14 protein-coding genes are annotated in these 13,677 nt (G+C 67.0%); 6 read left to right on the top strand and 8 right to left on the bottom strand.

The window, feature by feature from the left end:
• Positions 1–13: 13 nt before the first annotated feature.
• The 4 genes from ACLJPD_RS16635 to ACLJPD_RS16620 are packed head-to-tail and all read right to left on the bottom strand — an operon-like array spanning position 14 to position 4,481.
• Positions 14–937 carry a TAXI family TRAP transporter solute-binding subunit gene (locus tag ACLJPD_RS16635; protein WP_410873064.1) on the bottom strand — a complete coding sequence of 308 codons (924 nt, stop codon included), beginning with the start codon at positions 935–937 and terminating at the stop codon, positions 14–16.
• Entirely contained in the window at positions 934–2,388 is a 1,455-nt protein-coding gene (locus ACLJPD_RS16630; RefSeq protein WP_410873063.1) for a sensor histidine kinase, read from the bottom strand. The genes ACLJPD_RS16635 and ACLJPD_RS16630 overlap by 4 nt, the downstream gene beginning before the upstream one ends.
• 16 nt (positions 2,389–2,404) lie before the next feature.
• A complete protein-coding gene (locus tag ACLJPD_RS16625) occupies positions 2,405–3,064 on the bottom strand; it encodes a response regulator transcription factor (RefSeq protein ID WP_410873061.1) in 660 nt (219 codons plus the stop codon).
• A 46-nt stretch (positions 3,065–3,110) separates the two neighbouring features.
• Positions 3,111–4,481, bottom strand: a complete 1,371-nt coding sequence (locus ACLJPD_RS16620; protein WP_410873060.1) for an MFS transporter — start codon at positions 4,479–4,481, stop codon at positions 3,111–3,113.
• 109 nt (positions 4,482–4,590) lie between these two features.
• Between ACLJPD_RS16620 and ACLJPD_RS16615 the strand changes: the two genes are divergently transcribed.
• The 4 genes from ACLJPD_RS16615 (at position 4,591) to ACLJPD_RS16600 (ending at position 7,837) form a co-directional block, all read left to right on the top strand.
• The gene (locus ACLJPD_RS16615) at positions 4,591–5,325 is read left to right on the top strand and encodes an ATP-binding cassette domain-containing protein (RefSeq protein ID WP_410873059.1); all 735 of its coding nucleotides are present in this window, start codon (positions 4,591–4,593) and stop codon (positions 5,323–5,325) included.
• Between the two features lie 124 nt (positions 5,326–5,449).
• The gene (locus ACLJPD_RS16610; protein ID WP_410873058.1) at positions 5,450–5,842 is read left to right on the top strand and encodes a hypothetical protein; all 393 of its coding nucleotides are present in this window, start codon (positions 5,450–5,452) and stop codon (positions 5,840–5,842) included.
• Positions 5,843–6,042: 200 nt separating this feature from the next.
• A complete protein-coding gene (locus ACLJPD_RS16605; RefSeq protein WP_410873056.1) occupies positions 6,043–7,548 on the top strand; it encodes a phospholipase D-like domain-containing protein in 1,506 nt (501 codons plus the stop codon).
• A 115-nt stretch (positions 7,549–7,663) separates the two neighbouring features.
• A complete protein-coding gene (locus ACLJPD_RS16600; RefSeq protein ID WP_410873055.1) occupies positions 7,664–7,837 on the top strand; it encodes a CsbD family protein in 174 nt (57 codons plus the stop codon).
• Positions 7,838–7,929: 92 nt separating this feature from the next.
• Here the strand turns inward: ACLJPD_RS16600 and ACLJPD_RS16595 are convergent, their stop codons facing one another.
• From ACLJPD_RS16595 to ACLJPD_RS16580, 4 genes are all read right to left on the bottom strand, one after another.
• The gene (locus ACLJPD_RS16595; protein WP_410873054.1) at positions 7,930–8,892 is read right to left on the bottom strand and encodes an ABC transporter substrate-binding protein; all 963 of its coding nucleotides are present in this window, start codon (positions 8,890–8,892) and stop codon (positions 7,930–7,932) included.
• Between the two features lie 25 nt (positions 8,893–8,917).
• Positions 8,918–9,676: an ABC transporter ATP-binding protein gene (locus ACLJPD_RS16590; RefSeq protein ID WP_410873052.1), complete on the bottom strand. Its 759-nt coding sequence runs from the start codon at positions 9,674–9,676 to the stop codon at positions 8,918–8,920.
• A 1-nt stretch (position 9,677) separates the two neighbouring features.
• Positions 9,678–10,535, bottom strand: a complete 858-nt coding sequence (locus ACLJPD_RS16585; RefSeq protein WP_410873051.1) for an ABC transporter permease — start codon at positions 10,533–10,535, stop codon at positions 9,678–9,680.
• A gap of 69 nt (positions 10,536–10,604) precedes the next feature.
• Positions 10,605–11,900 carry an aryl-sulfate sulfotransferase gene (locus ACLJPD_RS16580; RefSeq protein WP_410873050.1) on the bottom strand — a complete coding sequence of 432 codons (1,296 nt, stop codon included), beginning with the start codon at positions 11,898–11,900 and terminating at the stop codon, positions 10,605–10,607.
• 157 nt (positions 11,901–12,057) lie between these two features.
• Here ACLJPD_RS16580 and ACLJPD_RS16575 point away from each other — a divergent pair, with 157 nt between their 5' ends.
• Both ACLJPD_RS16575 and ACLJPD_RS16570 read left to right on the top strand, forming a co-directional pair.
• On the top strand, positions 12,058–13,152 hold the full coding sequence (locus ACLJPD_RS16575; protein WP_410873049.1) for a LacI family DNA-binding transcriptional regulator: 1,095 nt from the start codon (positions 12,058–12,060) through the stop codon (positions 13,150–13,152).
• Entirely contained in the window at positions 13,149–13,610 is a 462-nt protein-coding gene (locus ACLJPD_RS16570; protein WP_410873048.1) for a cupin domain-containing protein, read from the top strand. Before ACLJPD_RS16575 ends, ACLJPD_RS16570 begins: the two co-directional genes overlap by 4 nt.
• The last annotated feature ends 67 nt before the right edge of the window (positions 13,611–13,677 follow it).

Genomic DNA, 13,677 nt, shown 5'->3' with positions numbered 1-13,677 from the left:
CGGAGCAGGTAGGTCAGCCATGCCAGCGGCGGTAGACCTCAGCGGCGCCCGGATGCAGTGGGACGGTTCCGGTGCCGATCAGGAATCGACTGTCGAGGAACTGGGTGCCCGCGGCCTCGGTGGGGACGAGGGTGTCGGCGTGGCGGACCAGGAGTTCGACGATGGCGCCCGCCGTCTCGTCGGGCAGGTCGGCGGCGGCGAGCAGGAGGTTGGCGACGCCGATGGTGTCGACCGCCGGGCTGCCCGGATAGGCGTCGGCGGGGATGGCGACCTGGTCGTAGACGGGGCCGTACCGTGCTCGCATCGGGGTGGCGAGGGCACCGAGGTCGATCAGTCGCATCGGGTCGGGCACGGTGAGCGCGGCGGTCGGCACGCCACCGGCCCACAGTAATGCGTCGATGCTGCCGTCCGTCAGTGCCTGCGCGGCGTCACGCAGCGGACGGTGCTCGACCATGACGTCGACGGGATCGAGACCGGCCGTCGCGAGCAGCCGCCGCCCGGTGACCGCCGCTCCCGAGCCCGCGGCACCGAGATTGACTCGGCGTCCCCGTAGGTCGGCGACCTCGACGATCGGACCGTCGGTGCGAACCGCCAGCTGCAGATAGTTCTCGTACACGCGGCCGAGCGCGACCACACGACCCCCGAAGTCGCCCGCCGAATCCGCCAGCGCCAGTGCCGTTTCGACATCGCCGTCGGCGACCATCCGCAGATTCTGTTGCGATCCAGCGGTTTCCACCGGTTCGATGCGGAGGTCGCCGGTTTCGTTCGCGGCCGCGGCGGCCAGCAGTCGCGCGAAGGCGTAGTAGAAACCACCGTCCTCGCCCGAGGCCAGCCGCACGGGCACGCGGTCGTTCGCGCCACATCCGAACACGCCCGCCGACGCGAGGGCGGCCAGTGCCAGCATCCGGCGACGCGAGATCGGCGCGGCGGCCCTCATCGCGCCACCGCGGGCACCCGGACCGCCACCGCGAGCCCGTGCGGCCGCACCGCCTCGACTGTCAAAGTCCCGCCCCGCGCCTTGGCCAACGCCTGCGCGATCGACAGTCCCAGCCCCGTACCGCCTGCCACCGCGGTGGTACCGCGGAAGAACCGGGCGGTGAGTTTGTCGAGTTCGTCCGGCGCGGCGCCGATCCCGTCATCGGTGACCGCGACCGTCACCCAGCCGGGCTCGGCCGTCACATCGACGACCGTGTGCGCGCCGGGCCCGGCGTACCGGCACGAATTGCTCAGTGCCACATCGAGAATCTGCGCGAGCGCCGCCGGGCTGATCGCCGCCGAGGCGCGACTGTCGCTACCCGGCAGCGGAGGGCGAACAGGCGTCGCCGAGATGTTCTCCCCGTGGTCGGGCTGTGCCGCGGTCAACCTTATCTGCGCCTCGTCGAACGCCGGAGCCCATGCGTCGATGCGGTCGGCCGCGACCTGCGCGGGGTCGCAGTACTGCTCGACGGACGCGGCGGTCCCGAACGATGCGGGGGCTTGCGCCACGGCCAGCTCGAGCAGATCGTCGAGCAGCGCGGTCAACCGTTCCACTTCCACGGTCGCCCCGCGGAAGGTCGCCGAGGCACGGTCGGGGACGGCGGCTTCCAGCGAGTCGAGGCGAATCATCAAGGCGGCCAGCGGGTTTCGCATGGCGTGTGCGGTATCGGCGACGAGTTGGTGTTGCGCGTCGGCCGAATCAGCGACTGCGGTGGCCATCGCGTCGACGGATTCGGCGAGGTCACGAACCTCGGGTGGGCCACCGTATCTCCTGGAGATCGGAGCGCGCCCGCGTGGCTTGGGCAGAGTCGCGGTGAGTTCGGCGACCGCGGCCGACATCGCGGCCAACGGGCGCAGCACCCAGCGGCTCAGGACCAGCGCCAACAGCACGAAGACGACCATCGCGCCGAGCCCGCCGAGCGCGATCACGGCCCACATCCTGGCAATCGCCGCGCGTGCCGCGGCAGTGGACGCCTCGATGACAACGGCACCGTTCACCTGCACGCCGGTGCCCACCGGACGCGCGATGAGCATCGCCGGCGCGCTCCACGGCATCAGCCGATCCACCTGCTGCGGGCGCTGATTGCGGCGGGCCGCGGCCACGGCGGCCCTGATCCGCGGATCGCTCACCTGCACCCCGGCGTTGACGATCGGCGCCCCGCGCGCATCGACGACCAGCACGTTCTCCCCGTACAGCTCGTGATAGCGGCCGACCTCGTCGGCCAGCGCCTGCACCCCGCCCGCAGTCCCCGCCGCGTCGGCGAGAGCCGCGAAACGGTCGGCGTCACCGGAACGGCCGAGGATCAACTGCTGGGTCCGGCTGGTCGCGGTGGTCAGCGACAGCGGAACCGCGAAAGCCAGCACCGCCAGCGCCGCGAACACCGTGAGAGCGATCAGCAGTCTGCGGCGCATGCCCGACCTCCGGCGCTCACTCGCCCCACCGATACCCGTAGCCGCGAATGGTGGTGATCAGTCCGGGCCGGTTCAGTTTGGCGCGCAGCCCGGTCATGTGGACGTCGAGCGAGCGCGAGACCGCGACGAACGCGTCGCCCCAGATACGGTCCATCAACTGCTGTCTGCTCACCGCGGCGCCCGGCCGTTCCACCAGTACCTCGACCAGCTCGAATTCCTTCTGCGTGAGCGCGATCGGGGTGCCTGCCACCTCGACGACCCTGGCGCGCAGATCCACCCGGACATCGCCGGTGACGACTTCGGTCCTGGCCTGCTGGGCAACGGCCGCGGCTCGGCGCAGGACGGTTTCCAACCGTGCCATCAGCTCGGCGATCCGTGGTGGTTTGACCACATAGTCGTCGGCGCCGCCGCGCAGGCCGCGCACGATGGAGCGCTCATCGCTGCGGGCGGTCAGGATCAGCACCGGGATGGTGCTGACCTCACGCAGCTGACGCAGGATCTGGAGCCCGTCCGCATCGGGCAAGCCGAGGTCGAGGAGCACGGCGTCGTAGTCGCGGTGGGCGATGAGCAGGTCGGCGCCACGACGCATCCGCCCGGCCCGGTAGCCGCGCGCGGTGAGCGCCTCTACCAGGGCGTCGCCCACTCCGTCGTCGTCTTCGACCACCGCAAGCCGCACGCGCCGATCCTCCCATAGCGGCAGGACCGGCGCGTTTTCCGGACGGTCAGCCACGCACGGCGGCCATCGCCCGATCCTGCTCACCCGGCTCGGCATCGACACCGATTTCGGCCTCGATGGTCGACTCGGCCGAGGTCTCCCGCATGAAGTAGTAGGTGATCAGCGAGATCGCGATACATCCGGCGACGTAGAAGAAGTACAGGGACTCCAGGCCCGCCTTCTTCAGCGCGAGGGCGATCATCTCGGCGGTACCACCGAAGATGGCCACGGTCAGCGCGTACGGCAGACCGACACCGAGCGCGCGGATCTTGGTGGGGAACAGCTCCGCCTTCACGATCGAGTTGATCGAGGTGTAGCCGGTGACGATCACCAGTGCGAGCATCATCAGGCCGAAGGCCGCCAGCGCGTTGGAGGTGTGCGCGAGCATCGTCATGATCGGCACCGTCAGCACCGTGCCCGCGACACCGAAGAAGATGAGCAGTTTGCGTCGGCCGATCCGGTCCGACAGACCACCAGCGATCGGCTGGAGCACCACGAAGACCAGCAGCGCGACGAAGTTGATCCAGGCCACGGTGTCCTTGGAGATGCCCGAGGTATTGATCATGAACTTCTGCATGTAGGTCGTGTAGGTGTAGAACGCCACGGTTCCGCCCAGGGTCAGGCCGACCACCAGCAGGCATTCCCTGGGGTATTGCAGCAGGACCCGCAGCGAACCGCGGGAACTGCTCGCGGCCGCTTCGCCGGTCCCGGACGTCTTCTCCATGGACTTGAACGAGTCCGACTCGTCCATGCCGCGCCGCAGCAGCATGACCACGATCGCGCCGCCGGAGCCGATCAGGAACGGAATGCGCCAGCCCCAGCTGTACATCTGCTCCGACGTGAGCAGCTGCTGCAACACGATCTGCACCCCGAGTGCGACGAGTTGACCCGCGACCAGCGTCACGTACTGGAAGCTCGAGTAGAAGCCGCGCTTGCCCGGCGACGCGACCTCCGACAGATAGGTGGCGCTGGTGGCGTATTCGCCGCCCACCGACAGTCCTTGCAGCAGCCGCGCCATGAGCAGCAACACCGGCGCCGCGATACCGATCGTCTGGAATCCGGGTGTCACCGCGATCATCAGCGAGCCGGCGGCCATCACCGTCACCGACAGGGTGAGGGCGGAACGACGGCCGAACCGGTCGGCGTAGCGCCCGAGTGCCCAGCCGCCGATCGGGCGCATGATGAACCCGACCGCGAAGACCGCCGCCGTCGACAGAAGCTGCGCCGTGGGATCGCCGTCGGGGAAGAACGCTTTCGCGAAGTACACGCTGAACGCGGCGTAGACGTACCAGTCGTACCATTCGACCAGGTTGCCGATCGAGCCGCGCAGCACGTTCGCCACTACTCGCCGTTCACCACCGGCCTGTGCCGTTGTCACCTTGGACCCTCCTCTATCGGCGCGGCTTTGCACCGTCGCAGACCACTGTGTCGGCTGTCACAAGCCGAAAGGAAGCCGCACGGGCGGTTCCTAACGTTCCCTTAGGACGATGACCGCAGAACTGTCCGGCCTCACGGTCCGCATCAACACCGGCCGCTGGAGCGAAACGGTGCTCACAGACGTCGATGTCGCCGTAATTCCCGGTCGAATCACCGCCGTGCTCGGCGGACCCGGCGCCGGAAAGACAATGGTCGCTTCAGCTCTCACCGGTCGATTGCCGAGCACCGCGCACCAACAGGGGCTCATCTCGATCAACGGTGAGACTGTCGACGGTCGGCACTGGCAGTCACTGGGTGAGCGCGTTGTCGGCTACGTGCCGCAAGAAGGTGTGACCACTTTCGACACCGACAAGGCAGTCGGCGAACAGTTGCAGACGCTGCAAATGCGCCACCGAGCGTGGAGTGTCGAGCGAGCGTGCACCGCTGCGCAGTATCCCGCCGACGCCTTGGACCTTCTCCCCCATCAACATTCAGGCGGGCAGATCCAACGCGCCGCACTCGCCGCCGCGCTGCTGCCCGCCCCACCCATCCTCATCGCAGACGGACCGACCAACTCCCTCGATATGGGGACGGCATACGCGGTGTGGAAATCGTTGCGCGACTACGCCGACTCCGGTGCGGCAGTGCTCGTGGTCAGCAACGAGGTCCACATGCTGGCCCACAGCGGCTTCGCCGACCGCATGGTGATCTTGCACGAGGGCAGGGTCCTCGCCGCAGGCACGGTCGCGGAGCTGACCGAATCAACCGACACGTTCGTCCGGGCCATTCTCAGCTCGGGCCTCTGACGCAGGTGAAATTCGCACGGCCGGTCGTGTCGGCGTCGAGCCAGTGCAAGGCCGACGTGGCGAAGTCGTCGTTTCGCGAGGACACTGAGGGCTAGCGTCCAACTCGTCCCCAGGAGCACATGCGATGGCAACCAACGGACCATTCGGCCTCGATCCGGAAGATTTCGAGCGTGCACTGCGCGGGGCGGAAACCGAACTCCGGGGGCTGCTCGGAAAAGCAGGCGGGTATCTGGATCGTGTAGATCAGGTCGGCGTCGGTTCATTGACGTCATTGTTCGGTCAGTTCTTCGAGCCGGAGCGGCCACGTCCGCCGGGGCCCGAGGGTGAGACCACCGGTGAGACCGGCGCGGGGGTGTGGGCGATCTTCAGCATCGACGACCTCGGCCAGGCTCGGGTCGACCAGGTATTTCCGACCGAGCTCAAGGCTCTACGGGCACATCGCGACAACACCGACGATCGCCGACGGGTGCGGTTCCTGCCCTACGGGGTTCCGGCCAGTGTGTTGGATACGCCCTGAGAGCCACACACCATCCAGCTCCTCGACCGCAAACGCACGCCGACTCGGAGCCTGCGCGGGAACAGCTGTACTGACGGACGGAAAGTGCGGTGGGGCACACTGCCCGCCTCGGACTTTTCGTTGGCGGCAGCCCACCCAGTATTGTGAGTCGTTCACCTGCGGGGACGGGTGCCGATCGACGGGACTGGACTGAACGACACATGAGCGACGCGCGACAAATCCTCACTCCCGGCGAAACCTGCTGGCAGATCGCCCAGGCAGATCGCCTGGCCTGCATCATCGACGCGGCGGACTATTTCCGCTATGCCAAGGCCGCGATGCTGCGGGCTCGCAAACGCATCGTGCTGATCGGCTGGGACTTCGACACCCGGATCAAGTTCGAACCGCAGGGCCAGACCCTGCAGGGGCCCGATCGGCTCGGCAAATTCCTGTCCTGGCTGCCGAAACAACGTCCCGATCTCGAGATCTACCTGCTGAAATGGAATGTCGGTGCGTTCGCCGCGATCGGCCGGGGGATGACGCCGATCTTTGTCGTCAATTGGATGACCGACCGACGACTGCACTTCGAAATGGACGGCGCGCACCCCATCGGCTCGGCGCACCATCAGAAGATCATCGTGATCGATGACCAACTCGCGTTCTGCGGCGGCATCGACATGACCGTCGACCGCTGGGACACCAGCGACCATCACGACGACAACACCTACCGAACCGCCCCGAACGGCAACCGTTACGGCCCGTGGCACGACGCGACCACCGCCGTGGACGGTGCCGCGGCGAAGGCGATCGCCGAACTGGCCGCCACCAGATGGAAATCGGCCACTGGGCAAGAACTGCCCCCGATCGACGAGATCACCGGCGACGGACCGTGGCCGGAAGACCTGGAGCCGACGATGCGGTCCGTCGACGTGGGGATCGCCCGCACCCTCCCCGAGCTCGCCGACCGCACCGAGGTCCGCGAGATCGAGGCGCTGTATCGCGCGGCGATCGCGGGCGCCACCCGCTCGCTCTACATCGAGAGCCAGTACCTGGGGTCGCGCACCATCGCCGAGGCGATCGCCGCCCGCCTGCGCGAACCGAACGGCCCGGAGATCGTGCTGGTACTCCCCCGCCACGCCGACGGTTGGCTCGAACAAGCGGCGATGGACGGCGCCCGCCGACGCCTCCTGCATCTGCTGTGGGAAGCCGATATCAACAACCGGCTCGGCGTCTACTACCCGGTCACCGCCGCCGGTGCGCCCATCTACGTCCACGCCAAGGTGTTGGTGATGGACGACCGGCTCCTGCGGGTCGGATCATCGAACCTCAACAATCGGTCGATGGGCTTCGACACCGAATGCGATCTCGCCGTCGAGGTCACCCCGACAACCGCCGACGGCGAACTCCTCCGCGACACCATTCTCGGCATCCGCCGCCGACTGCTCTGCGAACACCTCGACGCCGACCCCGCGAAGTTCGACGCCACCCTCGCCGAAACATCCTCGCTCGTACGCACCGTCGAAGCACTGCGCGGCGACGGCCGAACCCTGATCCGATTCGACCCCGAAACCGTCGCGAACGAGGACAGCCTCCTGGCCGAAAACGACCTGATGGATCCCGAACGCACCCCGACAAGACTGTGGGACGGACTCTTTCCGAACCGAGACGTTCGCCGCACGCGCATCCACGAGAACGAATCCGGTTCTGGCACACAGCAACATCGTTGACACCGACCCGATCGCCGCGTTGACTGGTGTCATCCGCAGCGGCCGTCGGCCGCCTGTCATCGTCATGTGTCAGTGAGTATTCGGTGGCTGACCGCTCGAGGAGTAGCGCACAACCATGAGTATCAGCAAGAAGCTCGCGTATTCAGCTGAGGCCACCAAGGGCAAGGTGAAGAAGGTGATCGGTCGAGCGGTTGGTAACCAACGCCTCGAGGCCGAAGGCCGTGCCGACCAAGCCAGGGGCAACCTCAAACTGGCCGCCGCCAAGGTCAAAGACGCCTTCAAACGATAGTCCCGCACACACTTCAGCTCGAGGTCCTCGGCCGGCTGGTCGATCAGGGCGACGGCCCGGTCAACCGTTTCGCGGTCGGCAGCGGGCGCCGGTCACTTGCTCACCGGAAGGAAGCGGTTGTCGATCAGCGTCGCGTAGTCCGGCAGCGGGGTACCGGCTTTGATCTTGCCTTGGCTCTCGGCCCATCGTCCCAGCTCGTCGAGCTTGCCCGGAAGCGCGGGCGGCAATTGCAGCGTGAAGTCGAACTGCGGAAGCACAGTGCGCAGCAGGTCGGGACGCAGCTGTGTGGCCGCCGAGACCGCCTCGACGGCGGGATCCGCGAGAGCCTTCAACTGCTCGCTCGCGTCGGACAGGGCCGCGAAGAACGAGGTCACGGCGTCGGCCTTGCGGGTGACGGCGTCCTGCGTGGCCAGGTAGAGGCTGTGCTGGTTGTAGCTGCCGCCGGACAGTTCGACTGCGTCGGCGCCGAGCGCGGAGATGACCTGGGCCTGGTAGGGCTGGAAGATCGACACCGCGTCGACGTCGCGTTGGGTGGCCGCGGTGACCATCGCCGAGGGGGCCACCTGAACCAGGTTCGCCGCGATGTCGTTGTGCGCCAAGGTGTTCGCGACGAAATACGCGGCACTGGTGCCCAATGGTGTGCCGATGGATTTGCCCGCCAGGTCCGCGACGTCGTTGATGCCTGCGCTCCGTCGGGCGACGATGCGCGAGCCCTGCCAGCGTGAGCCGTCACCGACGATCCGCAGCAACGGTGACCGGGTCAGTACGGCGGAGGTGGGCACATCGGCGGCGGTGGCGATGTCGACCTGTCCGGCGGCGACCGCCTGCAGTGCTTCGACCCCGGAGGGAAAGTTGATGACTTCGACCTTGACGTTGTGCTTGCCGAACAGCCCCAGCCGGTCGGCGACGGGTATCTGAGCCCAGGACGGGTCGACGACGAATCCGACGGTGAGCGTAGCGGGATCGGTGTTGCCTGCTTCGCCGCAGGCGGTAGCGCCCGAGAGGGCGAGTACGGCCAAGGCCGCGGCAACGGTGCGTCGGAGAGATTTCTTCACGATGTGTCCTAGCTCGAAAGGTGGGTCAGGCGATGGCGTGGTCGATGCCGAGCTCGTGGTGCAGGAGCTTGCGGATCTGGCTGTAGCCGGGTTGTTCGGCCAGTGCGTCCGAATGACGCGGCCGGGTCAAGGGATTCGCGAGGTGTTCGACGATGTGGCCGTCACGCAGCACGCTGACGGTGTCGGACAGCCGGATCGCTTCGTCGATGTCGTGGGTGACGAACACGACGGTGCGGTGATATCTGGTCCACAGGTCGATGACCAGGTCCTGCATTTTCAGGCGCGTCAGCGCGTCCAGTGCCGCGAAGGGTTCGTCCATCAGCATCACGGTGGGCTCGCCGGCGAGCATGCGGGCGATGCTCACTCGCTGTCGCATGCCGCCGGACAGTTCGCTGGGACGGCGTGCGCCGACTCCATCGGGCAGCTCGACAACATCGAGAAGTTCGACGACGCGCGCCGGTCGTTCCCGGGCGCGAACACCCCGCGCCCGCAGGGTGAACTCGATATTGTCGGCCACCGACATCCACGGAAACAGCACATCGCGCTGAAAGGCCATGCCACGGCGCGGATCCGGGGCCAGTACCGGCGTGTCGTTGTCGGTCACCGTCCCAGTGGTGGGGGTGATGAGACCGGCAAGACAGTGCAGCAGGGTCGACTTGCCGCTGCCGGAGGCGCCGACCAGCACGGTGAACGAGCCGTCGGGGATCGACATGCTGATCCCGTTGAGCGTCGGGGCCGACTGTCCGGGGTACTGAACGACGAGGTCGTGGGTGTGTAGTGCCATCTCAGTGCTCCTTTTCCGACCATTTCGTCAGCGGCGCGGTCAGCGAGGCGATCGCCAGGTCGCAGACGGCGCCGATGATGCCGAGCACGATCAGGCACGCGATCACCCGGTCGGCTTGGGAGAACATCTGCGACTGGTAGATGCGATAGCCGATGCCCTCGGTCGTTCCCGTCATTTCGGCAACGACGATGAGGACGAACGACATCGCGGCACCGACACGCAGTCCGGAGACGATGTCGGGCGCCGCTTCGGGCAACACGATCCCGAAAAGCGTCTGACGCCGCCCGGCGCCCAGGCAGCGCGCGGCTTGCAGGTAGTCCTGTGGAGTGCCCGACAAGCCGGCGTGACTGTTGATCCACACCGGTACGAAAACGCCGAGCGCGATCACCAGCGCCTTGCTGTCCTCGCCGAGCCCGAACCACAGGATCGCCAGCGGGACCAGTCCGATCGTCGGAATGGGCGAGAGCAACCGCAGGACCGGTTGCAGCAGTTTGCGTCCGGTCGTGGTGTTCGCGGTCAGGACCGCCGCGGCGATGCCTGCCAGCGCGCCGATGACGAATCCCGTTGCGGCACGGCGCAAGCTGGCGATGATGTCGTCGGCCAAGATGCCGTCGAGCCACATGCTGTACCCGGCTCGCCCGATCTCGGGTAAGGCCGGAAACAGCTCGTCCGGGAATTGCCCACCTGCCGCGACCAGCGACCACACCAGGGCGGCCAGACCGAGCCCGGTGATCGTCCACGCCAGTGCCTTCGCGCGGGCGATCCACGTTGATGTGCCGGTGTGGTGTGGGCGTCGTGCGTTGCGTTTCGAGGTTGCCGGTGGATCGGATGCTGTCTTGGTTCCCACGCTGGTTGTCACCTCGTCGTCCTTTCTTCGGTTCTGTGTCAGCACGAGCGGGCTGCCCGCACCGGCGGCGACGTGGTCGGGTCAGCTGTTCGCGGATTCCGCGGCGAGGTCGGGAACCCATTCGAAGGGAACCGACTGAGCCCGATACACCAACGGGGTCAACGAGAGTCGGTCGACTCCGGGCACGCGAGGTACGCGAACCTCGGGCTCACCGGCGACGCCGTAGCCCTCATAGGGGCTGTGGTACTCCCACACCACCGCGCCCTCCGGGGTCACCTGGAACAACCGGCCCCGCATTCCCTCGGTGATGAGGGTGTTGCCGTTGGGCAGTCGCTGAGCGTTGCTGACGAAGGAACTGAAGAACGTCCACGGCGGCCGCTCGGAGTCCTCGGCGGTGTACTGCCAGACGATCTGCTCGGTGGTCGGATCGATCTCGAGCACTCGCGATCCCGCGTAGATACCCAGCGGCGCAGGCGGATACCCGGCACCACCCTGATTGTCGAAGACCAGGATGTTGCCCGCACCCGGCAGGCCGGGCGCGATCATGTGCGGATTGTGCTGGCCCGAGATCTGGTCGACCGGGCGCGGTACCTTGTGCACGCTGATGCGCTGATGCTGGGCGCCGGGAACGGCGTCGAAATACGGGCCGAGTTTCCAGGCGATCGAGCCGGATGCCCTGTCGATCAGGGCGACGATATTGGCTTTGCGGAAGCTGACGACGATGTTGTCCGGATGGAAGACCGTGTCGGGGTCCTGGGTGTGCCAGGTATTGGGGCCCAGCGATTTCGCACTGTTCATTTCCAGGTAGCCCCACGGGTCTTCGGGATCACGGGCTGCGGTGGCGCGCAGCGCCTGCCACCCGAGTTCGGTGAAGCCGAACTCGTGCAGGTGGTCACCGGCGAGCCACTGCCACACGATGGCGCCGTCGGGATCGACCTCGTACAGTCCTTGATCACCGACGGTCGCTTCGCCGAGATCGGGCACCACCCGTGGCACGGTGACGAGCAACAGCCGGTTGCCGTTGGGCAGCAGTTCCCAGTCGTGATTCTGACGTGCGGCGCCGCCGGGCGCCTGGCTCCCCCATTCCCACACCGTGTTCCCCTGCCAATCGAGTTGGCCGACAGTTCCGTTGGCGTAGATGCCGCCCCGCGCGTCGCCGCTCTCGCTGAGCTGAACTCCGATGTCACCGATGCGGCCGCCGTTGAGCGCCGGGTCGATGATCCGGGGCGGGACCCCGGTGAACGGCCACTGCCGAACGACGGTGCCTGCCAGGTCGATCAGGCGGGTGATCGAGTCGGCACCGGTGAACAGGACATAGCTGTCGTAGGCGTTGTCGGGTTCGTGATGGGTGACTCCGCTGAGTCGTGTGTGGGACATGTTGTCTACTTCACCTGTCGTATGTTGCGGCACCGGGTCGCGCTCGTAACGTGTCTAATCGATTAGCGTAATCAGGATTCGAGCGCCGGATAGGGTAGGAATCCGCATGAACAAAACCCGAACGGCCTCCGGCGGGGGCTGCGATACTGGAGCGAATGTGACCACTAAACGGCCCACTCTCGCCGATGTCGCAGCACTGGCCGGCGTCTCGACCGCCGCGGTGAGCTACGTCCTCAACGACGGGCCGCGGCCGGTGTCGGATGCCTTGCGCGCCAAGGTTCTCGCCGCCGCCGACGAGCTGCACTATCGCCCCGACCGCAACGCCAGAGCACTGCGACGACCACGCAAGTGGCGTCAACTCGGTCTGTTGGTACCCGATCTCACACTGCCGCTGTATGCCGCGCTGGCCGGGCGACTCGAGATCGAGGCGCGCGTCCGCGATCACCTGACCATGATCGGCAACACGGGATACGACCCCGACCGCGAACTCGAGTTCGCCGCGGCGTTCACTGACGTCGGCATCGAGGGACTGATCGTGGTCGGCGCGGTCAACACCCCCGAAATCAGTAAGTCCTGCCGCCGCGCCCGCGTGCCCGTCGCCTGGGTGCACAGCCGACGCGGACCGGTCGACGCCCCGACACCGCTGGTCTGCGCCGACCATGTCGCGGCAGGCAGGCTGGCGGCCGCCCACCTCGCCGAGGTCCACCACTGCCACGACATCGCCTTCGTCGGCGGATTCACCGCCGACGATGTCGAATACGGTGACCGGGAAACCGTCGCGCAGCGCTATGAAGGCTTCGTCTCGATCACCGGCTCCGGCACCCTGATCCACACGGATCTGACCCCCGAGGGCGCCTACCGCGCAGTCAGCGCCCATCTCGCTTCAGGCAGTCCTCCCCCACAGGGTCTGGTGGTCGGCACGAATGGGCAAGCTGCCGCGACCATGCGCGCGGTCACCGATGCGGGCCTGCGTGTGCCCGGCGACATCCGCATCGTCGGATTCGACGCCGGTACGACTCAGAACTTCGGACAGATCACCCTTACCTCGGCGCAACAACCCATCGAGATCATCGCGCAGCACGCGATCGCCGACGTTCTCGATCGCGCGACCACAGATGACTCCGTGGAGCGCACCCCGATGCCCGTCACCCTCGATCGGGGCGAGTCCTGCGGGTGCAGACCCGACATCGACATCGACCCGCATTCGGCGATGCAGCTCGAAGCGAGTGGAACTGGAGGAGCGCAACCATGACTGCCGAGGACTGGCGGCACAACGGTGTCCGGGTGATCAAGGCGGATCAGCTCGATCCGAACACCGCGCAGACACCCGGGATGGAGCGGGCGGCCGCGATCGATCTCGCCCGGGTCGGCGCGCAGAAGATCTGGGCCGGGACCGTCACGATTCATCCGGATGCCAAGACCGGCGCCCACCATCACGGCGCACTCGAAAGTGTCATCTACGTGATCCGCGGCCGCGCACGGATGCGATGGGGCGAGCAGCTGGAATTCGTCGCCGAGGCCGGGCCGGGCGACTTCATCTTCGTGCCACCGTATGTCCCGCACCAGGAGATCAACGCCAGTACCCACGAATCCCTGGAATGCGTGCTCGTGCGCAGCGACAGCGAAGCCGTCGTCGTCAATCTCGAGATCGAGCCGATCGAGAAGCCCGAAGCCGTGCATTGGATCGACCCCATCCACCACCAGCCATAGAAACGCGACCCTCGCGGACCAACTGCAGGCGGCGGCCTATTTCCCGTCGATCGGGCTGAATTCAACG

The sequence above is a fragment of the Nocardia sp. A7 genome, assembly GCF_046549215.1.
Classification (GTDB): domain Bacteria; phylum Actinomycetota; class Actinomycetes; order Mycobacteriales; family Mycobacteriaceae; genus Nocardia.
Note: the sequence above shows the minus strand (reverse complement) of the source record. Positions and strands in the feature narration are given on the sequence as shown.

Excerpts from the sequence above, each read along its gene's own strand:
- ACLJPD_RS16600 (WP_410873055.1), top strand. The coding sequence starts at position 7,664 with ATGAGTATCAGCAAGAAGCTCGCGTATTCAGCTGAGGCCACCAAGGGC.
- ACLJPD_RS16580 (WP_410873050.1), bottom strand. The coding sequence starts at position 11,900 with ATGTCCCACACACGACTCAGCGGAGTCACCCATCACGAACCCGACAAC.
- ACLJPD_RS16610 (WP_410873058.1), top strand. The coding sequence starts at position 5,450 with ATGGCAACCAACGGACCATTCGGCCTCGATCCGGAAGATTTCGAGCGT.
- ACLJPD_RS16635 (WP_410873064.1), bottom strand. The coding sequence starts at position 937 with ATGAGGGCCGCCGCGCCGATCTCGCGTCGCCGGATGCTGGCACTGGCC.
- ACLJPD_RS16590 (WP_410873052.1), bottom strand. The coding sequence starts at position 9,676 with ATGGCACTACACACCCACGACCTCGTCGTTCAGTACCCCGGACAGTCG.
- ACLJPD_RS16570 (WP_410873048.1), top strand. The coding sequence starts at position 13,149 with ATGACTGCCGAGGACTGGCGGCACAACGGTGTCCGGGTGATCAAGGCG.
- ACLJPD_RS16605 (WP_410873056.1), top strand. The coding sequence starts at position 6,043 with ATGAGCGACGCGCGACAAATCCTCACTCCCGGCGAAACCTGCTGGCAG.
- ACLJPD_RS16630 (WP_410873063.1), bottom strand. The coding sequence starts at position 2,388 with ATGCGCCGCAGACTGCTGATCGCTCTCACGGTGTTCGCGGCGCTGGCG.
- ACLJPD_RS16615 (WP_410873059.1), top strand. The coding sequence starts at position 4,591 with ATGACCGCAGAACTGTCCGGCCTCACGGTCCGCATCAACACCGGCCGC.